This is a genomic window from Pseudomonas fluorescens group sp., assembly GCF_020093335.1.
In the GTDB taxonomy this organism is placed as follows: Bacteria; Pseudomonadota; Gammaproteobacteria; order Pseudomonadales; family Pseudomonadaceae; genus Aquipseudomonas; species Aquipseudomonas petroselini.
On record NZ_JAIOKW010000033.1, the window covers coordinates 36,948 to 60,835 of the forward strand.

A 23,888-nucleotide genomic window follows, 5' to 3' on the forward strand; every position below is an offset into this window, starting at 1 on the left:
GTGTGAGGTGTTTCTTAGGCACCGGGCAAGAGGCTAGTAATTTTTTTGTATGCGGTCAATAGAAAGTTTATGGTTTGCGGCGCCTAATGAGTTTAGGTTTTATTTCAATAAACTCTTCTTTGATTTTTCCTACCCAGCTAGGGAAAAAACCTATTGGGTCTAAGTCTGAGAATTCAACATATTTCTTTGCGAAATTATACTTAATATTTGGGCCATCAAAGAAATCTTTGATTATGACTTTTTCTGAGGTTTTGAGGTCCATGCAGTCGGCTGAATTTACAGCGGCGTGATCAAAATCAGATGTTTCTAAAATTCTATTTATTTCGGGGTTATCAAAAGATGATAGCGTTTCGAAATATATGCGTGGGTCTAGCGCATCTTCAATTTCAGTTGCGGGTATTTTTCGAATGTCATTGATTTCAACAAGCTCTATGGTGCTATTGATATTTAATAAGCGCTTGACCAGCAAATTGCTGAGATTGTTGTCATGTTCGAATGTTTTTGCTTCTATATCTGTGTCAATTAAGCATAGAACTTTTCCGGTTATTGCAATGTTTTTGTCTTGTAGTGGCGTTTTTATATAGCGGGCCATTCTGAGGACTTCTGCAGAGCCACCGCACGGTAAAATGCATAATCTTTGCTTTTCGATCTCTTCTTTAAAGAAATGCTCAAAATAAATTTTTTCTGAGCTGCCCTCACATATTATCCAGTTGTAGCCATTTTGAAGCGACTCAATAATTGATTGCGTTAGGTCGTTGTAGCTTTTTAGTTGTACTGAATATGGAGGAGCATTTTGCTTAAGGGCTTTCTGCTCTTGAGCTATCTGCTCTCTATAGTTTGAGAGATTAAATGAGTCTTTTTGGATCTCATTTCCCTCCTTAGATATCAGTACTGACTTTCCGCTGCTAAGTATTGGAAGGTGTCCGTACCAATGGGTTGTGATGATGAGCTGAGTTTTGTTTTGAGCTATTTTTTTCAAGTTCTCAAATTGATTGAAGCATGCACTAACATGTAACGAGCTTTCCGGTTCGTCGATCGCAAGTATAACATCCTTCTCTCTCACATCCCCATGGACAAGGTAGGCGTACGCTAAGTCAACTAAAGCTCTTCTTTTTTCTCCCGAACTTAGATGTTGAATAGGTACTTCAGAAGTACCTACCTTTCTGTGAAGAATTTTCACCGAGAAGTAAGCTTCAATAGTTTTTTGAACTATATCTAACTTTGTGAGATTCTTTCTCTTTCCTGTAGATTTGTACTTGTAGTCGGGAAGATTTTTTTCTATATCTGTAATGAAATTGTCAAGGTTTTTATTTATCTCTTTGACCGTTCTTTCATCGATTGATGAGCCTACTTCTCTATGGATGTTTTTGTCCATGAGGATTTGCATGTCGGCGGCTTCAAGTTTTGTAAAGGAGTTTACATTTGTCTCTACTGGTATATATAGGTAGGTTATGCTCTCTATGATCCAAGCTAACAACTTTGTTGTTTCCAGTTTGAAGTCTAAACTTAAATCGTCAAATATTTTTTTTAGCTCTGGTTCGAAAGTTAAAAAGAAGGCGTCCTTCTCATTGTGTCTTTTTCCGATAGAGATTAGATAGTGTGTGGTTTCTGCTTCTGTGGTTTTGATCGTGTCTCTATGGGTGAGGAAGTCATCTAGTACGCCTTTTTTTGAGCTTGACCACAGATAGTTGCTTATGGCTTCTAGAGACTTTATAGAATTTTCGTCAAGGTGCTTGTTGGAGTCTGAAATCGAAATTAGGAAGAGGGGGCTGATAAAGGGGGTCTTATCGTTTGTGCTGATACCACCTTCAAGTTGCGCTTGTTTGTTAATTACCCAGTCTTTTGAGTCTTTATGGTTAAAATATTTGTCAAGGGCGTCAAGTATCGAGCTCTTTCCAACGCCATTTTCTCCGATGAGGGAGGTGAAATTTTCGCCGTCAGATAGAGGGATATAGTTTATGTTTTTGTAAACACCGTAGTGACGTAAAAATAAGCCTGCTACTAAAATCATCGGAGCTTCCCTATTGCGTGTGTTGGGTGTTAGCTCACATAGATGCTTAGAAATAAAAAAGGCCCCTAATGCGGGGCCCTCTTGCGCTTCCTGACATCCTTGTAAGGTAAGCGTTTATATCATGGCGTTAAGCCATCATCAATCCCAGCTCAACGCGCCCCCCGTCTGATACTCAATAACCCGAGTCTCAAAGAAATTCTTCTCTTTCTTCAAGTCCATAATCTCACTCATCCACGGGAACGGGTTGGTGGTGCCTGGATACTCTTCCTTCAACCCAATCTGCGACAGACGACGGTTAGCGATGAACTTCAAGTAGTCTTCCATCATCGCCGCGTTCATGCCCAGCACGCCGCGTGGCATGGTATCGCGAGCGTATTCAATCTCCAGCTGAGTCCCTTGCAGAATCATCTGGGTCGCTTCTTCCTTCATCTCGGCATCCCACAAATGCGGGTTTTCGATTTTGATCTGGTTGATCACATCGATACCGAAGTTCAGGTGCATCGACTCGTCGCGCAGGATGTACTGGAACTGTTCTGCCACGCCGGTCATTTTGTTGCGACGGCCCATGGAGAGGATCTGGGTGAAGCCGCAGTAGAAGAAGATGCCTTCCAGTACGCAGTAGTAGGCGACCAGGTTACGCAGCAGCTCTTTATCCGTCTCAACGGTACCGGTTTCGAACTTCGGATCGGAGATCGAACGGGTGTACTTCAGGCCCCAGGCAGCCTTTTTGGCGACCGATGGAATCTCGTGGTACATGTTGAAGATCTCGCCTTCATCCATGGCCAGCGATTCGATGCAGTACTGGTAGGCGTGGGTGTGGATCGCTTCTTCGAAGGCCTGGCGCAGGATGTACTGGCGGCACTCCGGGTTGGTGATCAGGCGGTACACGGCCAGCACCAGGTTGTTGGCCACCAGGGAGTCGGCGGTGGAGAAGAAGCCCAAGTTGCGCATGACGATGCGGCGTTCGTCGTCGGTCAGGCCTTCGGGGTTTTTCCACAGGGCGATGTCGGCGGTCATGTTGACCTCTTGCGGCATCCAGTGGTTGGCGCAACCGTCGAGGTACTTTTGCCAGGCCCAGTCGTACTTGAAGGGCACGAGTTGGTTGAGGTCGGCGCGGCAGTTGATCATGCGCTTTTCGTCGACGGCGACGCGGGCGGCGGAGCCTTCGAGTTCGGCGAGGCCTTCGGCGACGTCGAGTTTGTCGAGGGCGGCCTTGGCGCGCACGATGGCGGCGGAGTCACTGGCGGTGACGGCGCGGGCTTCGATGGCGGCGGCAGCGCCGGCACCGTCGAGGCGGTCCATGTTGGCTTCGGTGGCGTGGCCGGCGTTGGCGCCTTTGGTGGCTACTTCGCCGTCTTCTTCTTTGTCGAATTCGTCCCAGCTCAGCATGACGTGTCGTCTCCTGCGTGAGGGCTCAAGGTGCCCGTGTGAAACCGGATGGTTGGGTGTTCACACGGCCCCAGGGCCGCGGTGGATCTTAAGGAATCGTTTGTTGCAGCAGCTAGCGCAGGCATTAAACGCAATAGGGTAACGGGTGCTCTGCGTGAGGCTTGAGGGGCGGAGCGGTAGGTGCTTGCTCCAGCGGAGGCCTCAGGTCTGGCTCTTCATCCCTGTGTAAAGGGATATTGCAGGCCCGATTTACCCGCGCATTGTAGGGGAAAAAAACCGGTTTGTGTTGAGGCGGATGGTCACGGAGACGGGCCCGAATGGCGTGTTTTTCGGCCAGAGTGCGGGTTTATAAGGCTTTGCTGCGGTTGGATTTTTTTGACGGGCGGTGGGATGTTTTTTGTAGGGCGGGGAGAGGAGTGGTGAGTCAGGCTTTATAGGGTGGGTGTGGCGGCTATTGCTATTGGGGCAAGCCCCCTCCCACATTTGGGCGGTGTCGGGCTTGGGGGCGGTTCTTGGCCGCAAGATCGATTTCTTGCGGCGACCAAGATCCGAGTTGAATCTAAATAACCAAGTTATTACCCGTTAGAGCAACCATTGCCCATCACATGGTAATTAAGAATATGACGCTGACCTTGTGAGTCTTCGTATTCCATCTTTACCGGTACAACTTCGCACACTTCTGGAATGTTGCTCATGGACAGTACTTTTGCTACGTCCAGATGGGTGCTGTAAGTGTAGTCCTCAACGATCGGGGTGTTGCGACCAGCTACGTCAGTCGGGGCTTCGTCGGCCAGGGCGGCGGTGGCGCACAGGCTGCTGAGGGCCATAACTACTAAAGCTTTCATTTCTCTATTTACCTTCTTCAGGGCGAAAGGGGTCACGGGACCCTTGTGAGGCCACGTGTGTAACTTAAGAGTTGGGAAGTTCGGATTAACGTTGCCTTCGTGGGGGCTGTTGCGTTGTTAATCACTGCTGTATTTAACTAAAGTGCCGTGTTGGCGGAAGTGATTTTAGGCCCTCAGGTTATATTCATATACCCGTGCTTTTGATAAACACTGTTGGCGGTTTTTGTAACAATCCTGTGGTAAAGCTTTTTTCACAATGCTGCGAAGCGCCGCAGACCGCGGGCTAGAGGTGCAGGAGGGGATATCAGGGCAATTTGTAGGGGCTTGTTACTACCATCGTCGAATGGTTCTATAGGCCAGCCCCGGCTACAACAGGGCCATACAACAACAACTATGTCACCGAGGTAAGAAAGATGAGTGCGGCTTCCCTGTACCCCGTTCGCCCCGAAGTAGCAGCCAACACGCTGACCGACGAGGCAACCTACAAGGCCATGTACCAGCAGTCGGTGGTCAACCCCGATGGCTTCTGGCGCGAGCAAGCCAAGCGCCTCGACTGGATCAAGCCTTTCACCACGGTGAAGCAGACTTCTTTCGACGATCACCATGTCGACATCAAGTGGTTTGCCGATGGCACCTTGAACGTTTCCTACAACTGCCTGGACCGTCACCTCGCCGAGCGTGGCGACCAGGCGGCGATCATCTGGGAGGGCGATGACCCTGCCGAGAGCCGCACCATCACCTACCGCGAGCTGCATGAAGAAGTCTGCAAGTTCGCCAACGCCCTGCGTGGCCAGGATGTGCACCGCGGCGACGTGGTGACTATCTATATGCCGATGATCCCCGAAGCCGTGGTCGCCATGCTGGCCTGTACCCGCATCGGTGCGATTCACTCGGTGGTGTTTGGCGGTTTCTCGCCGGAGGCCCTGGCCGGCCGCATCATCGACTGTAAGTCGAAGGTGGTGATCACTGCAGACGAAGGCATCCGCGCCGGTAAGAAAATCCCACTGAAGGCCAACGTCGACGACGCCCTGACCAACCCGGAAACCAGCAGCATCCAGAAGGTCATCGTGTGCAAGCGCACCAATGGCCAGATCAAGTGGAACCAGCATCGCGACATCTGGTACGAAGACCTGATGAAAGTGGCGGGCACCGTGTGTGCGCCCAAAGAGATGGGCGCCGAAGAAGCGCTGTTCATCCTCTACACCTCTGGCTCCACCGGCAAGCCTAAGGGCGTGCAGCACACCACCGGCGGCTACCTGTTGTATGCGGCCCTGACCCATGAGCGTGTGTTCGACTACCGCCCAGGCGAAATCTACTGGTGCACCGCCGACGTCGGCTGGGTCACTGGCCATACTTATATTGTCTACGGCCCGCTGGCCAATGGCGCGACCACCTTGCTGTTCGAAGGCGTGCCGAACTACCCGGATATCACGCGGGTGGCGAAGATCGTCGACAAGCACAAGGTCAATATCCTCTACACCGCCCCGACCGCGATCCGCGCGATGATGGCTTCCGGCACCGCCGCTGTTGAAGGCGCCGATGGCAGCAGCCTGCGTTTGCTCGGTTCGGTGGGTGAGCCGATTAACCCAGAGGCGTGGGACTGGTACTACAAGAACGTCGGCCAATCCCGTTGCCCGATCGTCGACACCTGGTGGCAGACCGAAACCGGCGGCAACATGATGAGCCCATTGCCGGGCGCGCATGCGCTCAAACCGGGTTCGGCGGCACGCCCGTTCTTCGGCGTGGTGCCGGCGCTGGTGGACAACCTCGGCAACCTGATCGAAGGCGCCGCTGAAGGTAACCTGGTGATCCTCGATTCGTGGCCAGGCCAGGCGCGTACGCTGTTTGGCGACCATGACCGCTTCGTTGACACCTACTTCAAGACGTTCCGTGGCATGTACTTCACCGGTGACGGTGCGCGGCGTGACGAGGACGGTTACTACTGGATCACCGGGCGTGTGGACGACGTGTTGAACGTGTCCGGCCACCGCATGGGCACCGCCGAGATTGAAAGCGCGATGGTTGCGCACCCGAAAGTTGCCGAAGCGGCCGTCGTCGGTGTGCCGCACGACATCAAAGGGCAGGGCATCTATGTGTATGTCACGCTCAAAAATGGCGAAGAGCCGAACGAAGCGCTGCGCCTGGAGTTGAAAAACTGGGTGCGCAAAGAGATCGGGCCGATTGCTTCGCCGGACGTGATCCAGTGGGCGCCGGGCTTGCCGAAGACGCGCTCGGGGAAAATCATGCGGCGGATTCTGCGCAAGATTGCCACGGCCGAGTATGACGGGTTGGGGGATATCTCCACCCTGGCGGATCCGGGCGTGGTGGCGCATTTGATTGAGACACACAAGACCATGAACGTCGCGTAACGCGGGTTAGTGGGACGAAGCCCCATCCGGCGTGAGTCGGGTGGGGCTTTTTTGTGGGATCTTGAAACCTATGGAGATCAAATGTGGGAGGGGGCTTGCCCCCGATGGCAGTGTGTCAGTGGCCATATTTGGCGCTGGTCCACCGCTATCGGGGGCAAGCCCCCTCCCACATGGGATCTGCGCCAGTCAAATAAATATCGGTTTTTCTCGTAGGAGGTTTCTGAATGTTACCGTCGAACGCAAATGTGTAACCTGCCGCCCGAACATGAGGCAATGTGCTACGCCCATGCCCCGAAAAACCGCGTTCCAGACACCCCTAGAAATAAGATTAAACGCCACACTTGCCGTGCTAGAAGGGTTTGCGAATAATAGGCCCGCAATTTGCAGCGTCTACAGGTTTAATGTCTTTTGTCTCTGCATAAAATCCAGAGGCTGTCAATGAGCTGGAACCGCTTTCTCGGTGCTTCTGTAAATTGTTGTCGCATTGAGGAAATATCGGCTTCCGGCCTGTCGTTAGAATGCCGATCACTCGCTCGTCGTCTCCGGTGTGTAACTGGTGTAGGACGCAGCAGCGCAATTCGGTTTCCCTTACGTCGCATCGTGGGCCATGGCTCATACTGCTGTTTTGCCCTATACCGATGGAGTCCCAAGATGAAGAAACTCGTGCTGTTGGGCGCCCTGGCGCTGTCCGTGCTGTCCATGCAGGCTTTCGCTGAAGGCAAGCCTCTGAAAATAGGTATCGAAGCGGCTTACCCTCCGTTTGCTTCCAAAGCGCCCGATGGCAGCATCGTCGGTTTTGACTACGACATCGGCAACGCCCTGTGCAAGCAGATGGACGTGAAGTGCACCTGGGTCGAACAAGAGTTCGACGGCCTGATCCCAGCGCTGAAAGTGCGCAAGATCGACGCGATCCTGTCGTCCATGTCCATCACCGAAGACCGTAAGAAGTCCGTGGACTTCACCAACCGCTATTACCTGAGCCCAGCGCAACTGGTGATGAAGGAAGGCACCACCGTCAGCGACAGCCTGGATGAATTGAAGGGCAAGAAAATCGGCGTGCAACGCGGTTCGATCCACGATCGTTTCGCCAAGGAAGTCCTGGCCCCTAAAGGCGCCACGGTTGTGCCTTACAGCTCGCAGAACGAAATCTACCTGGACGTGGAAGCCGGTCGCCTCGACGGCACCGTGGCTGACGCTACCCTGCTGCAAGACGGCTTCCTGAAAACCCCAGCCGGTAAAGGCTACGCGTTCGTGGGCCCACAGTTCACCGACCCCAAGTACTTCGGCGACGGCATCGGCATCGCTGTACGCAAAGGCGACAAGGAAAACCTGGACCGCATCAACGCAGCCATTGCCGCGATCCGTGCCAATGGTGAGTACAAGAAAATCCAGGACAAGTACTTCGACTTCGATATTTACGGCGCTGACCCTAAGTAAATCGTCGCAACGGTCTGTCCAAAATGGCGCAAGCAACAGAATTCCTGCGGTTTGCGCCATTTTTTCATCCCCCTTTTCGAGGACCTGAATCATGTTGAAAGGCTACGGGGCCGTCATCCTCGATGGCGCATGGTTGACGCTTCAGCTCGCCTTGTCGTCCATGGCCTTGGCCATTGTTCTGGGTCTGATCGGGGTCGCGTTACGCCTGTCGCCGGTGCGCTGGTTGGCCTGGCTGGGTGACTTGTACTCCACGGTGATCCGCGGGATTCCGGACTTGGTGCTGATCCTGCTGATTTTCTACGGCGGTCAGGACCTGCTCAACCGCGTCGCGCCGATGCTCGGCTACGACGACTATATCGACTTGAACCCCTTGGCCGCCGGTATCGGCACCCTGGGTTTCATCTTCGGCGCCTACCTGTCGGAAACTTTCCGCGGCGCCTTCATGGCCATTCCCAAGGGCCAGGCCGAAGCCGGCCTTGCGTATGGCATGAGCAGTTTCCAGGTGTTTTTCCGGGTGATGGTGCCGCAGATGATCCGGCTGGCGATCCCTGGGTTTACCAACAACTGGCTGGTCCTCACCAAGGCCACCGCGCTGATTTCGGTGGTGGGCCTGCAAGACATGATGTTCAAGGCCAAGCAGGCGGCAGACGCCACCCGCGAGCCTTTTACCTTCTTCCTCGCAGTGGCGGCGATGTACCTGGTGATCACCAGCGTGTCGTTGTTGGCCCTGCGTTCTCTTGAGAAGCGCTACTCGGTAGGCGTAAGGGCGGCTGATCTATGATCTTCGACTACAACGTCATCTGGGAGGCCATGCCGCTGTACCTTGGCGGCCTGCTGACCACCCTGAAACTGCTCGCCATCTCGCTGTTCTTCGGCCTGCTCGCCGCCTTGCCCCTGGGCTTGATGCGCGTGTCCAAGCAGCCGATCGTCAACGGTGCGGCCTGGCTCTACACCTATGTGATTCGCGGCACGCCGATGCTGGTGCAGCTGTTTTTGATCTACTACGGCCTGGCCCAATTCGAAGCGGTGCGCGAAAGCGTCCTGTGGCCGCTGCTGTCCAGCGCGACCTTCTGCGCGTGCCTGGCCTTTGCGATCAACACCAGCGCCTACACCGCCGAGATCATTGCCGGCAGCCTCAAGGCCACGCCGAACGGCGAGATCGAAGCGGCCAAGGCCATGGGCATGTCGCGCTACAAGCTGTACCGCCGCATTTTGCTGCCGTCGGCCCTGCGCCGTGCGCTGCCGCAGTACAGCAACGAAGTGATCATGATGCTGCAGACCACCAGCCTGGCGTCCATCGTCACCCTGATCGACATCACCGGTGCCGCACGCACGGTGAACGCGCAGTTTTACCTGCCGTTCGAAGCCTATATCACCGCCGGTGTGTTCTACCTGTGCCTGACCTTCATCCTGGTGCGCCTGTTCAAGTTGGCCGAGCGCCGCTGGCTGAGCTACCTGGCTCCACGGAAGCACTGATATGGAACGTATCGATCACCTGTTGCCCTGGGGCCACCTGGGCTGCGAGCGCCAGCTGAGCGTGTTCCGTTTCGGCAAGGGCGAGCGCAAGGCCTATATCCAGGCCAGCTTGCACGCCGATGAATTGCCCGGCATGCGCGCCGCCTGGGAGCTGAAAAAGCGTCTCACCGAACTGGAACAGCAAGGCGCCCTCAACGGCGTGATCGAGCTGGTGCCGGTGGCCAACCCGATGGGCCTGGGCCAGTTGCTGCAAGGCAGCCACCAGGGCCGTTTCGAAGTGGGCAGCGGCAAGAACTTCAACCGCGATTTTGTTGAGTTGAGCGAGCCGGTCACTGAGCTGCTCAAGGGCAAGCTGGGCGATGATTCCCACGCCAATGTGCGCATGATCCGCCAAGCCATGAACGATGTGCTCAGCGCATTGCCAGAGCCGAGCAGCCAGTTGCAGGGCATGCAGCGCATCCTGCTCCGCCACGCTTGCACCGCCGATGTGGTGCTCGACCTGCATTGCGACGCCGAAGCCGCGCTGCACATGTACGCGCTGCCGCAGCACTGGCCGCAGTGGCGCTCGCTGTCGGCGCACTTGAATGTGAGAGTCGGCCTGTTGGCGGAAGACTCCGGCGGCAGTTCGTTCGATGAGGCCTGTTCGCTGCCATGGCTGCGTTTATCCCAGGCGTTCCCTGAGGCGCAGATCCCACTGGCCTGTCTGGCGACGACGCTGGAACTGGGCGGCCAAGCCGACACCGGACGCGATGAAGCGGTCTTCCACGCCGAAGGCATCCTCGCGTTTCTCGCCGAGCAGGGCTTGATCAAGGGGGAATGGCCCGCGCCACAGTTCGAGCCCTGTGAAGGCCTGCCGTTTGAAGGCACCGAACTGCTGTTCGCGCCCCACGCCGGGGTGATCAGTTACCTGCGTAAAGCCGGTGATGTGGTCGAAAAAGGCGAGCCGATTTTTGAAGTGATTGACCCCCTGGAAGACCGCGTCAGCACGATTTGCGCGGGCACCTCGGGGGTGTTGTTTGCCGTTGAACGGCTACGTTATGCCCAAGCGGGTTTCTGGCTGGCCAAGGTGGCGGGGCGCGAAGCGCTGCGTCACGGGCGCTTGCTCAACGACTGACCACCTGTTTTTGTGAGAACCGACCGCATGTACAAACTTGAAGTCCAAGACCTGCATAAACGCTATGGCAGTCATGAAGTGCTCAAAGGTGTGTCCCTGGCCGCCGCGGCCGGTGATGTGATCAGCATCATCGGTTCCAGTGGTTCGGGCAAAAGTACCTTTTTGCGCTGCATCAACCTGCTGGAGCAACCCCACGCCGGCAAGATCCTGCTCAACAATGAAGAGCTGAAACTGGTGGCCAACAAGGACGGCGCCATGAAGGCCGCCGACCCCAAGCAACTGCAGCGCATGCGTTCGCGCCTGTCCATGGTGTTCCAGCATTTCAACCTGTGGTCGCACATGACCGCGCTTGAAAACGTGATGGAAGCACCGGTGCACGTGCTGGGCATGTCGAAGAAAGACGCGCGTGAAAAGGCCGAGCACTACCTGGCCAAAGTCGGCGTGGGCCATCGTAAGGATGCGTTCCCCGGCCACATGTCCGGCGGCGAGCAGCAGCGCGTGGCGATCGCCCGTGCCCTGGCAATGGAACCGGAGGTGATGCTGTTCGACGAACCCACCTCGGCCCTCGACCCGGAGCTGGTCGGCGAAGTGCTCAAGGTGATGCAGGACCTGGCCCAGGAAGGCCGCACCATGGTGGTGGTGACCCACGAAATGGGCTTTGCCCGTGAGGTGTCGAACCAGTTGGTGTTTTTGCACAAAGGCATCGTCGAAGAGCGTGGCAACCCGCGTGAAGTACTGGTGAACCCGCAGTCCGAGCGGTTGCAGCAGTTCCTGTCCGGCAGCTTGAAATAATTCCTGCTTGTGGGGTTGGCTCTGTTTGGGAGGGGGCAAGCCCCCTCCCACATTGATCTTCATTGTTTTTGAGATTTGTGTTGGTTTACGGGCTAGCATTGGCCCTTGTCTTCATTACTGTTACAGGCTTCGGATAGCACTCCATGACCGCCCACAAAATTGGTTTCCTGATTTGGCCCAGCACAAAAGCACTGACGCTTGCGCTGGCTGAGGAGGCCTTGCGCGTTGCTCAGCGGGTGCATCCGGATGTGGTGTATGAACTCTCGTTCCTGCAGGCCGAACCGCCCGCCGAAGGCGACTGGCAACTGCCGGGCGTGCCGTGGGCCGGCAAGCTTGAGGGCTTCCAGAAACTGTTCCTGCTGGCGGACGAACCGCCGACCGTGATCGCGTCACAACTGAGCACTGCGCTCAAGCAGCTGGTGCGCGCCGGGTGCGTGATCGGCGGCCTGTCGGCCGGTGTCTACCCGCTGGCCCAACTCGGTTTGCTCGATGGCTACCGCGCCGCCGTGCACTGGCGCTGGCAGGACGATTTCGCCGAACGCTTCCCCAAGGTCATCGCCACCAGCCATCTGTTCGACTGGGACCGCGACCGCCTGACCGCCTGCGGTGGCATGTCGGTACTCGACCTGCTGTTGGCGGTACTCGCCCGTGACCACGGCGCCGAACTGGCCGGTGCGGTGTCCGAAGAGTTGGTGGTGGAGCGCATCCGCGAAGGCGGCGAGCGCCAGCGTATCCCTCTGCAAAACCGCTTGGGCTCCAGCCATCCGAAGCTGACCCAGGCGGTGTTGCTGATGGAAGCGAATATCGAGGAGCCGCTGACCACCGACGAAATCGCCCAGCACGTGTGTGTGTCGCGACGACAGCTCGAGCGCATCTTCAAGCAGTACCTCAATCGTGTCCCCAGCCAGTACTACCTGGAATTGCGCCTGAACAAAGCGCGCCAGATGCTCATGCAAACCAGCAAGTCGATCATCCAGATCGGCCTGTCGTGCGGTTTCTCCTCGGGGCCGCACTTCTCCAGCGCCTACCGCAACTTCTTCGGCGCCACCCCTCGCGAAGACCGCAACCAGCGACGCAGCAGTAGCCCATTCGAGTTGTCGTCGGTACCCTCCGAGCGCGGCTGATTATTCCTCCATGGGTTCAGTGGCGTCCGGTCGCACCAACGGGTTGCCGGCGGCATCCTGGGTGGCCTCTCTGATGCCGAAGTCGTTACCGGTGAGTAAATAGCACTGGCGCAGATGCTCCAGGCTTTGCACCGACAGCGGGTTACCGCTCAGGTCGGACGCGCCGTTGAGCCGTGGCGCCAGGTCGATGATGTCTGCCGGTATCTCGGTGATCAGGTTGTCGCTCAAGTCCAGCACGCCCAGTTCGCGCAATTCAAACAGGCCGCGGGGGATTTCGCTGATCTGGGTGTCCTGCAGGTACAGCGACTCCAGTTGGTTAAGCTGACTGACGTCCGGCGTGATACCCAGCGGATTTTCGCTCAAATCAAGGTACCTGAGGGTGCTCATGCCTGACAGTGCATCGGCGCTGGCAGCCGTCAGTCGAAGGTTGGACTCCGCCAGGGTCAGGCTGGTCAGCCTGTGCATATCGAATACCCGCTGGGGAACAGCGCCCAAGCGGAGTTTGGACAGGATCAGGGTGTCGAGTTGCAGGAAGCGCTGTAGGAGCCCGTCGACGTTTGTGGTGCCGCCTTCGCCTCCCAGTTCCAGCAGCGAAACATGGTCGAAGCGTGCGGACAGTTCCGGCAACGTCCCCAGCAAGGGACTCTCGAACACTATTCTGTGGGTGGTGGCGCCGTTGGTTTCGTCCAGTTCGGTCTCCCTGCGCCACGCCTCTTCCAGCAGTGCCTTGAAGGCCAGGCGGTTGAATTGCTCCTGAGCCCGCATCCCAGCGTCCAGCGGAACGTCCAGGATGGGGTGTCGTGTGGGGATATCCAGGGCCCATTGCTGCAGGTCGGTCATCAGTTGGTGGAATTCGCGTTCAAGGCCTTCAATCGCCGGCGCCGCGGCTTCCAGGTCGCCGGGTAATTCAAAGAAAAAGCGATTGGCTTCGTTGTCGGTAAACGTGGGATACAGGGCCTTGATCCGCTCGCTCAGTGCGGTAGGAGGGTCGGCTTTCAGGTGTTCGCCGGTTCGTTGGCAATAGCGTTTGACCTGCGCCAGTGCCTGGTTTGTCAGCGGGTTACGGGACAGGTCGAAGGCGCCGGTCACCTCGGGGCGTAGCTTGAATACCGCGTCGGGAATCTGGGTGATCCGGTTACCGCTCAAGTTGATCTGCGTGCGCGCTACCGGTGTCAGCAAGCTGTCGGGAATTTGAGTGAGGCCGGTATGTTCAAGGTTGAGGCGAGACAGCCGTGGTAAGCGGCCGAATTCCGGCACCCATTCCAGCGCATTGTGGCTGAGGTCGAGTAAATCCAGGGCGTCCAGGGTGACAAGTGAGGCCGCGCTGTCGGCAGACAAGGTCAGTGCGCAGTAGCGCAGGCTTAAAGACGTGAGCTGCGGCAGTTCGAGCAGCGGGCCAGGAATATCGCCCATTGTGTAATGCCCAATCGACAAGTGATTGAGTGTCGGGAAACCCCTTAAAAACGGGGCTGAGTGTAAAGGGAACGGACCGTCTTCGCCTTGCAGCCGCAGCGCGGATACGTGGCTGAACACGCTGTCCAGCGGCGGGAACTCACCTTCAATCGGCTTTAGATGCTCAAGCGTGTAGGTAGGAATGGCTTGAGGGCTGTTGTTGTCCAGCGGGGTTTCCCGTCGCCAGCACGCCTGGAGCGAGTGCTGGAAGGCCAGGCGCCGGGCTTGTTCCTCGGGGGATGCCGCACTGCTGACCCAGCGGTTCAGGTCGCTATTCAAGCCTTGGTATTGCTGATGCAGGCGGGCCAGTTCGACTCGGCCGGTTTCCAGGCTTCCGGGTAAGCCGAAAATCAGGCGGTTGACCTCGTCTGTGCTGAAGCTCGGGAACAGCGTATTGACCTGCTCGACCTCCTCGCTGGGCGCATCAATGTCCCAGTGGCGGCCGGTCCTCAGGAAGTAGGCTTTGACGTGCTCCAGGGTCTGCAGGGAAAGTGGATTGTTGGAAAGGTCGAACTCCTTGCGGGTATCGCCGGGCAGCTCGAAAAAAGCCGCCGGCAGTTCACTGATCTGGTTGTCGGATAGCACGGCCAGTTCCAGTTGAGGGCGGCTCAGAAGTCCCGCGGGTAGCGCCGTGATGCCTGTGGAGGACAGGTCCAGGTCGCGTAGCTCAGGCAGGTTTTCGATGTTGGGAATAAGGCCCAAGGGGTTGTTGTACAGGTCCAGGGCCCGGAGCCGGCTGAGGGTGGTCAACGTGATGTGGCTGATGGGTGTCAGGGTGATGTTGCATTCGCTGAGGATCAGCGCATTTAGATGCCCCCATGTACCGATCGTCCCAGGGAGGCTGTGGAGTCGGATCTTCCTCAGGCTCAGATGACGAAGCCTGGGGAACAGCTGTAGAAACGTATCGACATCCAATGCCTCGCCACGGCCGGTGATCTCCAGTTTGGAAACGTGATCGAAGCGCACCCGTAGCGACGGTAGTTCGCCGGAGACGGGGTGGAGCAGACTCAGTACCTGGCCGTTTCGCTCGGGCACGTCGAAATACGGGTCGACTTCGGTTTCCTGGCGCCAGCAGCGTCTGAGCTCTTGTGCCCAAAGGTGTCGATTTTGTTTGTTGTTCCCGTACTCCGAACGGCTGATGCGCACCTGTGTGCCTGGGTATAGCCGGGGGGTGTTGACCACCCAGGTGTCCAGGTCTCGGCCCAGCTGTTGATATTCCTGCTTCAGAGCAGTGAGTCGCGGTTGAGCCCCACCGGGGTGGGTTTGCAAGTTGTGAATCAGTTGGCTGATTTGTTCGGCGGTGCGCGCAGGGAAGAGCTGTTGTGCCTGTTCTTCCAGGGAAGGCCGGTGACTCGGGCCGGCACTCGGCTCCCCGGGCGCCGCACGATAGCCGTCCATGCCCAGCAGGCGCAGATGCGTGCGGGTGTCGCGGGGTGGTGGCGCGGGGTGGGCGATGATCAGTTTTTTCAGCGGTGCACGCTCCAGTGCGTGGGCAGCCAGTGCCTGCTTGAGTTGGGGGGCTTGACCGATTCGCAGGCTCAGGGCATCGCGTTCACTGTCGGGAAGGGCCTGGAGCATGGCGGTGTACAGATCCGTCTGCCCAAACAGCGGGCCTTCGCTGTCGTGTGGGGTGTAACGCCCATCAGGTTCGCGAATCAGGGTTCTAAGGGTGGGCGCTGCCGGCGTGCCAATCGCGTCGATGAGCGTAGAGGCCGGTGCCGGTCGGCGGATCTCCATGCGCACGGTGCCTGTCCACCCTGGCAGTCTTTCGAGGGAATGCAGGGCCAGCCGGTGGGTGTCGAGGTCGTCGACGGCGTCCAGGAACAGGCCTTCGTAGGTGTGATTGAGATGGGCTTGTTCCTGCAGTGTTTTGGCCAGTTCCGCCAGGCGTGGCGCCAGCGTGCCTTGGTCGAGTTGTTGCAGTTCCTCGCTGTTTGCGCTGTGCAGTATGGCCTCGGCGGCGCTGGCAGGCAGTCCGGGAGTGGCGTCGACCAGCACTTTTTGCCGCGCGTCCGCAGGGCGGTCAAGGAGCAGGTAGCGTGACTCGAAGAGTTCCGTGCGGTGTGATCGGGCCAGGCCGGCCAGCTTTTTACGCAGGTTGGCGGCGCGCGCTCGCGTGGACAGGGTCGGGTCACCGAAGTATTCGCCCAGCAGTGCCTTTTGCTGCGGCTCATCAAGGGCGTCGAGCAGGGTGTGCAACAGGTCCCCGTTTTGCAGTTGGGCTTCTTGGATCAGGATGACGCGGGCCTGTTTATCCCCGGCAAACTCCCACAGGCGTTGACCTTGGGTATCGACAACACGCAGGGTCGCGGTCTTGGGCCACGGGTCCAGGTTAGTGAGCAGTTGCAGTTGTGTCTGGATGTCGGCCTGCCCATAGACCTGCGGGTCATCGCTGCTCATTTGCCGTATGAAGTCCTGCAAGCCCTGGTCGATCTTGAAACGTTCCAGGGTGTCGAGCAGTAGCGCGGGCGGGGGATGGCCGGTGGCGTACATCTTGCGTAGCGCGCCTTCTTCGGTGGCGCTGATGCGGCGTACATTGGCCAGTTGTTCGTGGGTCAAACCCTGGGTGTGCGGGCCCAGGCGTTGCATAAGGGTCTGGCTGTCCCAACTCAGGGGGCGGTCCAACTCGGTCAGCCAGGCACCCTTGCCGTTGGTGGTCAAGGGCGGGCGGTACGCGTTGGGCCGGGACGGATGTTGCAGGTAAGGCTGCTCGGTGATCGGGTCGCTTTGTACCACCAGCATGCCCTTGGCATGGGGCAGCACCTTTATGCCGTTATAGGGGTGCAGGCCCTGCACGTTGGGGTAGGAGTGCTTGGCCAGCGTGAGGTCGTGGGCATAGGGTGAGAGGTCGGGTTTCCACAGGCGCGCCTGGCCATCTGGCAATATCACGGGCTTGAGACGCTCAAAAAACGCCCAGGCCTCGGGCGGTAGCAGCTTGCGCAAGGCGCCAGTGGCCAAAGGCGCACCCGCAATGAACAGCCCCAGTTGTATCCCTTGTTCGACGAACGACAGCAAATGCCTGAAGGCTTCGCTGACCTCGCCTTCGGCCCAGTCGATAATCCACTCGAAGGCTTCATCGAGCATCTGGTAGGCGGTATAGCCGAGCATCACCAGGCCAATCGGCGGAATAAAGGGCGCAGCAATAAAGGCGGCGATTTGCAGCAGCGTCGAAGCAATTTTCTGAAAGACGCTCCAGCGCTCCCAGCGCACCTTCTGATCGACGCTGGCGGTGGACACGGCGAGGGCTTTCGCGTCCCGGTACACCTTGTTGAGCTTTTGCAGGTACAGGTGCTGGAATAGGTCGCCTTGGATGACATGGCCACCGAATGTCAGATGAGGGTTGTCGATGGGCGTGTCGCGCCACGTCGGCAGCGGGTCGCCCCGTGTGTGCGGGTGCCAGGTGACCCGGGACAGCCGGTGATTGAGGTCGGCGAAAAACTCCCCGCGCTCGTCGTGGTGGATGAAACGGCTGAAAAACTGTTGATACTCGACGGTGCGCAAGTTGTTTCCCAAGGCCTTCATGAAGGCGGCGGGGGAGGGGTATTGTTTGAGCGGCGCGTAGGGGTCGTCCGGGATGTAGGCGATCATCGGAACGTCGTGACGGCTGCCCAGGCTCTGCGAAAACAGCACGATGCCGGTCAGTGTGCTCGACATGATGCTCAGGTCGTAACACTGCAGGGGCGCGCCGGTTTTACCGCCACTTTGTGGGCTGAGCAGGCGTTGCAACAGCACAAAGGACTGGTCGTCGAGCAGGTCTTTTTTCATCCAGGCTATTTGCAGGGCAACGGCCAGGTCCGCTTTGTGGGTGGTGTCGAGCTTGAGTCGCAGTCGGGTCACGGCCACCGCGTTCCGGGCATCGAAGAATTGATCCAGGTAGTGCTGGTACCGACCGCCTATATCGAGTTCGCGGCACAGGGCGGTGAACTGGGCCACGCTGATGCGCGCGTCAAGCGTGGGCAAAGGCTCGAACTGGCCATCGTGGCGCGGCTGCGTGATGAAGCCCGACTGGGCTTCAAAGGCTTCACCCGCTTCGAAGTTATGCAAGGCGGCGTCCAGCAGGGAGACGGTCCAGGTCCGGGCTGCGCCGGTGCGGATAGGAAACCACGGGACAGTCTGGGGCACGTAAAACCGCAGGTAGGTAGCCCGTACATCGAGGTCCATGCCGAAGCGTTGCTTGAGTAACTGTTGCAGCAGTGGGGCGCCGAAGTCGGCGGGTGACAGCAGGTTGTTCATCGCCTGGTCCACCTGGTTTTGCGCGGCCCAGGCCGCGCCGACGAGGGCTTTGAGGGTGTCATGTTCCCTGGGGGTTGCGGTTTTGTACCAGTCGGCAATGGCGGCTTGCCCACGGCTGAGGGCCGCACGCTTGGCTGGCGAGGCGTTGATGACCCAGGCGGGTATCGACTGTTTGAGGGTTTCCTCATGCACGTCGGCGTAGGTGTTCAAGGGCGGGGTGTGGAGGACGATGGAGGATGGGGTCACGAGCGCGGTCCTTTGCATGATCAAGAAGGCTGTCAGCAAAGCAATCCGGCGCCTGCACTCGGCGGTAGATAAATAACCTGCCGGCATTCCCGCTGCCTAAGACGGCGTGGAACGTTTAAACTGCGCCATTGCGACGCTATTTGTCGCATTGGCGTAAACCCGCGTAAAACGGGGGTTGGCGCTATAAGAAGTTGTCGCTTGGCGGCAAGGCCGCTCTGAAAACTGTCCTTACAATCCCTGCATCGCCCGCCAGTTCCAGGCAGGCGTTCCTCTTCAGGAGACTCCGATGTCCGTTGAGCAAGCCCCGGTGCAACGTGCCGATTTCGACCAGGTGATGGTTCCCAACTACGCACCTGCCGCCTTCATCCCCGTGCGTGGCGCAGGTTCGCGCGTATGGGACCAGGCGGGTCGAGAGCTGATCGACTTTGCCGGCGGCATCGCGGTCAACGTATTGGGTCACGCCCACCCGGCGCTGGTCGGTGCGCTGACCGAACAGGCCAACAAGCTGTGGCACGTGTCGAACGTGTTCACCAATGAGCCGGCCCTGCGCCTGGCGCATAAGCTGATCGACGCCACCTTTGCCGAGCGCGTGTTCTTCTGCAACTCCGGCGCCGAAGCCAACGAGGCCGCCTTCAAGCTGGCCCGTCGCGTGGCGTTCGACCGTTTCGGCACTGAGAAGTACGAGATCATTGCGGCGCTGAACAGCTTCCACGGCCGTACCCTGTTCACCGTCAACGTCGGTGGCCAGTCGAAGTACTCCGACGGTTTCGGGCCTAAAATCACGGGCATCACCCACGTCCCTTATAACGACCTCGACGCGCTGAAAGCCGCCGTGTCGGATAAGACCTGCGCCGTGGTGCTGGAGCCGATCCAGGGCGAAGGCGGCGTACTGCCGGCCGAATTGGCCTACCTGCAAGGCGCGCGTGAGCTGTGCGACGCGAATAACGCGCTGCTGGTGTTCGACGAAGTGCAAACGGGCATGGGCCGCAGCGGCCACCTGTTCGCCTACCAGCATTACGGCGTGGTGCCGGACATCCTCACCAGCGCCAAGAGCCTGGGCGGCGGTTTCCCGATTGCGGCGATGCTCACCACTGAGGCGCTGGCCAAGCACCTGGTGGTCGGCACCCACGGCACCACCTACGGCGGCAACCCGCTAGCGTGCGCGGTCGCCGAGGCGGTGATCGACGTGATCAACACCCCCGAGGTGCTGGCCGGCGTCAACGCCAAGCACGACCTGTTCAAGGCGCGCCTGGAGCAGATCGGCAAGCAATACGGCATCTTCACCGAAGTCCGTGGCATGGGCCTGCTGATCGGTTGCGTGCTGAGCGATGCCTTCAAAGGCAAGGCCAAGGACGTGTTCAACGCGGCCGAGAAAGAAAACCTGATGATCCTGCAAGCCGGCCCGGACGTGGTGCGTTTTGCCCCAAGCCTGGTGGTGGAAGAGGCGGACATCAACGAAGGCCTGGACCGTTTTGAGCGTGCCGTGAAGTCGTTGACACACGCCTGATAGATACACATTTTGTTGGCTGGACCGGATCAAATGTGGGAGCTGCTTTTTGTGGCGAGGGAGCTTGCTCCCGCTGGAGTGCGAAGCGCTCCCAATATCTTTGGGGCCGCTACGCAGCCCAGCGGGAGCAAGCTCCCTCGCCACAAAAGCCGGCTCCCACATTTGGACCTGTGTTGAATCAGGACCTGTCCGGTATTTTTTTCCTGTGAGTTTTTCGAGTTAAGGAGTGACACCATGCTGGTGATGCGCCCCGCGCAAATGGCTGATCTGGGCGAGGTACAGCGTCTGGCTGCGGACAGCCCGATTGGTGTCACCTCCTTGCCGGACGATGTGGAGCGCCTGAGCGATAAAATCGCCGCCAGCGAAGCCTCTTTCGCGGCCGAGGTGAGTTTCAACGGTGAAGAGAGCTACTTCTTTGTGCTCGAAGACACCGAGACCGGCAAGCTCGCCGGCTGCTCGGCCATCGTCGCCTCGGCCGGTTACTCGGAGCCGTTCTACAGCTTCCGTAACGAAACCTTCGTGCACGCCTCCCGCGAGCTGAAGATCCACAACAAGATCCACGTGCTTTCCCAGTGCCACGACCTGACCGGCAACAGCCTGCTCACCAGTTTCTACGTGAAGCCTGCGCTGGTCGGTTCGCCGTGGTCGGAACTCAACTCCCGTGGCCGCCTGCTGTTCGTCGCCAGCCACCCCGAGCGCTTTGCCGACTCGGTGGTGACCGAGATCGTCGGCTACAGCGACGAGAACGGTGATTCGCCGTTCTGGGACGCCATCGGTCGCAACTTCTTCGACCTCAACTACGCCGCCGCCGAGCGCCTGTGCGGATTGAAAAGCCGTACGTTCCTCGCCGAGCTGATGCCGCACTACCCGATCTACGTGCCGCTGCTGCCGGACGAAGCCCAGGAAGCCATGGGTCAGGTGCACCCGCGTGCGCAGATCACCTTCGACATCCTGATGCGCGAAGGCTTCGAGACCGACCATTACATCGACATCTTCGACGGTGGCCCAACGCTGCATGCGCGGGTGTCGGGCATTCGCTCCATCGCCCAGAGCCGCGTGGTGCCGGTGAAGATCGGTGAGATGGTCAAGGGTGTCGGCCGCCAGTACCTGGTGAGCAACGCGCAGTTGCAGGATTACCGCGCGGTGATGCTGGAGCTGGATTACGCGCCGGGTAAACCGGTGACGTTGGACCTCGCAGCGGCCGAAGCCCTGGGTGTTGGCGAAGGCGCGAGCGTGCGCCTGGTAGCGGTTTAAAAAGAGAGTTTCGCGGGTGGCTGACAACAGCGGCCCGTTCGAGGAGATAGCATGATCGTTCGTCCCGTACGCAGCAGCGATTTACCGGCCCTGATTGATCTGGCGCGCAGCACCGGCACCGGCCTCACCACCTTGCCGGCCAACGAAGAGCGCCTGACCCATCGCGTGGGCTGGGCCGAGAAAACCTTTCGCGGCGACGCCGGGCGCGGCGATGCCGACTACCTGTTCGTGCTGGAAAATGACGAAGGCCGCGTGGTGGGCATTTCTGCCATCGCCGGCGCCGTTGGCTTGCGTGAGCCCTGGTACAACTTCCGGGTCGGCCTGACCGTCAGCGCCTCCCAGGAGCTGAACATCTATCGCGAGATTCCGACGCTGTTCCTGGCCAACGACCTCACCGGCAATTCCGAGCTGTGCTCGTTGTTCCTGCACGCCGATTACCGCACCGGACTCAACGGCCGCATGCTGGCCAAGGCGCGCCTGCTATTTATCGCTGAGTTCCCGCAGTTGTTCGGCAGCAAGATCATTGCCGAGATGCGTGGCGTGTCCAACGACGCCGGGCGCTCGCCGTTCTGGGAAAGCCTGGGTCGGCACTTTTTCAAGATGGAATTCAGCCAGGCCGACTACCTCACCGGCGTGGGCAACAAAGCGTTTATCGCCGAGCTGATGCCGAAGTTTCCGTTGTACAGCTGCTTCCTGTCCGAGGATGCGCGCAACGTGATCGGCAAGGTCCACCCGGACACCGAACCGGCGCTGAGCATGCTCAAGAGCGAAGGGTTCAGCTACCAGGGCTACGTCGACATCTTCGACGCCGGCCCCGCGGTGGAGTGTGAAACCACCAAGATCCGCGCCGTGCGCGACAGCCAGTCGCTGGTACTGGCCATCGGCACGCCGGGGGACGACGCCACGCCGTTCCTGATCCATAACCGCAAGCGCGAGGATTGCCGCATTACCGCCGCACCGGCCCGCCTGGCGGCAGGCACGCTGGTGGTCGATCCGCTGACCGCCAAGCGCCTGCAACTGGTGGTGGGTGATCAAGTGCGCGCCGTACCGTTGTCCGCTGCTCGGGAGTCGAAACAATGAATTCGCTGTATATCGCAGGTAGCTGGCTGGCTGGCCAGGGTGAACTGTTTGAGTCGCGCAACCCGGTGACCCAGCACGTGCTGTGGGCCGGCAACGGTGCGACTGCCGAGCAGGTTGAATCCGCCGTGCAGGCCGCGCGCCAAGCATTCCCGGCCTGGGCCCGGCGCCCGCTGGAAGAGCGTATCAGTGTGCTCGAGACCTTCGCGGCCACGCTGAAAAACCGCGCCGATGAGATCGCCCGTTGCATCGGCGAGGAAACCGGCAAGCCGCTCTGGGAGTCGGTCACCGAAGTCACCAGCATGGCCAACAAGATCGCGATCTCGGTGCAGAGCTACCGCGAGCGTACCGGCGAGAAGAGCGGTCCCCTGGGCGACGCCACCGCTGTACTGCGCCACAAGCCACACGGTGTGGTGGCGGTGTTCGGGCCTTACAACTTCCCGGGGCACTTGCCGAACGGGCATATCGTCCCGGCCTTGCTGGCGGGTAATACCGTGCTGTTCAAGCCGAGCGAGCTGACCCCTAAAGTCGCCGAGCTGACCGTGCAATGCTGGATTGAAGCCGGCCTGCCGGCGGGTGTGCTGAACCTGCTGCAAGGCGCGCGGGAAACCGGCATCGCCCTGGCGGCCAACCCCGGCATCGACGGGCTGTTCTTTACCGGTTCGAGCCGTACCGGTAACCACCTGCACCAGCAATTCTCAGGGCGCCCGGACAAGATCCTGGCCCTGGAAATGGGCGGCAACAACCCGCTGGTGGTCGACGAAGTGGCCGACGTGGATGCGGCGGTCTACACCATTATTCAGTCGGCGTTTATCTCCGCCGGCCAACGTTGCACCTGTGCCCGTCGCCTGCTGGTGCCGGAAGGCGCCTGGGGCGATGCGTTGCTGGCGCGCCTGGTGGCAGTCAGCGCGACGATTGCAGTCGGTGCGTTCGACCAGCAACCGGCGCCGTTCATGGGGTCGGTGATTTCCCTGGCGGCTGCCAAGGCGTTGATGGATGCCCAGGAACTGATGTTGGCCAACGGCGCCGTGGCGCTGCTGGAAATGACCCAGCCACAGGATCAGGCTGCGCTGCTGACACCAGGCATCATCGATGTGACCGGCGTGACCGCGCGCGAAGACGAAGAATTGTTCGGCCCGCTGTTGCAGGTGATCCGCTACGCGGATTTTGCAGCGGCGATTGCCGAGGCCAACAACACCCAGTACGGCCTGGCCGCGGGCTTGTTGTCGGATTCCGAAGCGCGCTACCAGCAGTTCTGGCTGGAAAGCCGCGCCGGTATCGTCAACTGGAACAAACAACTGACCGGCGCCGCCAGTACCGCGCCGTTCGGTGGGGTAGGGGCGTCGGGCAACCATCGCGCCAGTGCCTATTACGCGGCGGACTATTGCGCATACCCGGTGGCCTCGTTGGAGACCCCGAGCCTGGTGGTCCCGGCAACGCTGACCCCCGGCGTGCGCTTGTCTTAGGGGTGCAATGAAACCCTGTGGCGAGGGAGCTTGCTCCCGCTGGGGCACGAAGCGGCCCTAAGATTTTGGGGCCGCTGCGCAGCCCAGCGGGAGCAA

At 58.9% G+C, this 23,888-nt stretch carries 15 protein-coding genes; 11 read left to right on the top strand and 4 right to left on the bottom strand.

The window, feature by feature from the left end:
- Window positions 1–67 precede the first annotated feature (67 nt).
- From K7431_RS24490 to K7431_RS24500, 3 genes are all read right to left on the bottom strand, one after another.
- Window positions 68–2,011 (bottom strand): AAA family ATPase, encoded by a 1,944-nt coding sequence (locus tag K7431_RS24490; protein ID WP_015885486.1) that lies wholly within the window; start codon window positions 2,009–2,011, stop codon window positions 68–70.
- A gap of 138 nt (window positions 2,012–2,149) precedes the next feature.
- Window positions 2,150–3,400 (bottom strand): ribonucleotide-diphosphate reductase subunit beta, encoded by a 1,251-nt coding sequence (locus K7431_RS24495; RefSeq protein ID WP_015885485.1) that lies wholly within the window; start codon window positions 3,398–3,400, stop codon window positions 2,150–2,152.
- A gap of 575 nt (window positions 3,401–3,975) precedes the next feature.
- On the bottom strand, window positions 3,976–4,245 hold the full coding sequence (locus tag K7431_RS24500) for a DUF2790 domain-containing protein (protein WP_015885484.1): 270 nt from the start codon (window positions 4,243–4,245) through the stop codon (window positions 3,976–3,978).
- A 413-nt stretch (window positions 4,246–4,658) separates the two neighbouring features.
- Here K7431_RS24500 and acs point away from each other — a divergent pair, with 413 nt between their 5' ends.
- The 7 genes from acs to K7431_RS24535 all read left to right on the top strand — a co-directional run bounded on the left by acs (window position 4,659) and on the right by K7431_RS24535 (window position 12,557).
- Window positions 4,659–6,614: an acetate--CoA ligase gene (acs, locus tag K7431_RS24505; RefSeq protein ID WP_015885483.1), complete on the top strand. Its 1,956-nt coding sequence runs from the start codon at window positions 4,659–4,661 to the stop codon at window positions 6,612–6,614.
- 651 nt (window positions 6,615–7,265) lie between these two features.
- A complete protein-coding gene (locus K7431_RS24510) occupies window positions 7,266–8,051 on the top strand; it encodes an ABC transporter substrate-binding protein (protein WP_015885482.1) in 786 nt (261 codons plus the stop codon).
- A 91-nt stretch (window positions 8,052–8,142) separates the two neighbouring features.
- The gene (locus K7431_RS24515; protein WP_015885481.1) at window positions 8,143–8,832 is read left to right on the top strand and encodes an ABC transporter permease; all 690 of its coding nucleotides are present in this window, start codon (window positions 8,143–8,145) and stop codon (window positions 8,830–8,832) included.
- Window positions 8,829–9,527, top strand: a complete 699-nt coding sequence (locus K7431_RS24520; RefSeq protein ID WP_015885480.1) for an ABC transporter permease — start codon at window positions 8,829–8,831, stop codon at window positions 9,525–9,527. The genes K7431_RS24515 and K7431_RS24520 overlap by 4 nt, the downstream gene beginning before the upstream one ends.
- A 1-nt stretch (window position 9,528) precedes the next feature.
- Entirely contained in the window at window positions 9,529–10,641 is a 1,113-nt protein-coding gene (locus K7431_RS24525) for a succinylglutamate desuccinylase/aspartoacylase family protein (RefSeq protein WP_015885479.1), read from the top strand.
- A 27-nt stretch (window positions 10,642–10,668) separates the two neighbouring features.
- Complete coding sequence (locus K7431_RS24530; RefSeq protein ID WP_003214336.1) at window positions 10,669–11,433, top strand: ABC transporter ATP-binding protein; 765 nt, start codon at window positions 10,669–10,671, stop codon at window positions 11,431–11,433.
- A 143-nt stretch (window positions 11,434–11,576) separates the two neighbouring features.
- Entirely contained in the window at window positions 11,577–12,557 is a 981-nt protein-coding gene (locus K7431_RS24535) for a GlxA family transcriptional regulator (RefSeq protein ID WP_015885478.1), read from the top strand.
- Here the strand turns inward: K7431_RS24535 and K7431_RS24540 are convergent, their stop codons facing one another.
- Window positions 12,558–18,488 (bottom strand): dermonecrotic toxin domain-containing protein, encoded by a 5,931-nt coding sequence (locus tag K7431_RS24540; protein ID WP_043205778.1) that lies wholly within the window; start codon window positions 18,486–18,488, stop codon window positions 12,558–12,560.
- A 286-nt stretch (window positions 18,489–18,774) separates the two neighbouring features.
- On the opposite strand from K7431_RS24540, the gene K7431_RS24545 reads away from it, so the two are divergent.
- From K7431_RS24545 to astD, 4 genes are all read left to right on the top strand, one after another.
- Entirely contained in the window at window positions 18,775–19,995 is a 1,221-nt protein-coding gene (locus K7431_RS24545; protein WP_015885476.1) for an aspartate aminotransferase family protein, read from the top strand.
- Between the two features lie 234 nt (window positions 19,996–20,229).
- Complete coding sequence (gene aruF / locus K7431_RS24550; protein ID WP_015885475.1) at window positions 20,230–21,249, top strand: arginine/ornithine succinyltransferase subunit alpha; 1,020 nt, start codon at window positions 20,230–20,232, stop codon at window positions 21,247–21,249.
- Window positions 21,250–21,300: 51 nt separating this feature from the next.
- Window positions 21,301–22,329, top strand: a complete 1,029-nt coding sequence (astA, locus tag K7431_RS24555; RefSeq protein WP_015885474.1) for an arginine N-succinyltransferase — start codon at window positions 21,301–21,303, stop codon at window positions 22,327–22,329.
- Window positions 22,326–23,792: a succinylglutamate-semialdehyde dehydrogenase gene (gene astD, locus K7431_RS24560; RefSeq protein WP_015885473.1), complete on the top strand. Its 1,467-nt coding sequence runs from the start codon at window positions 22,326–22,328 to the stop codon at window positions 23,790–23,792. Before astA ends, astD begins: the two co-directional genes overlap by 4 nt.
- Window positions 23,793–23,888: the final 96 nt, after the last annotated feature.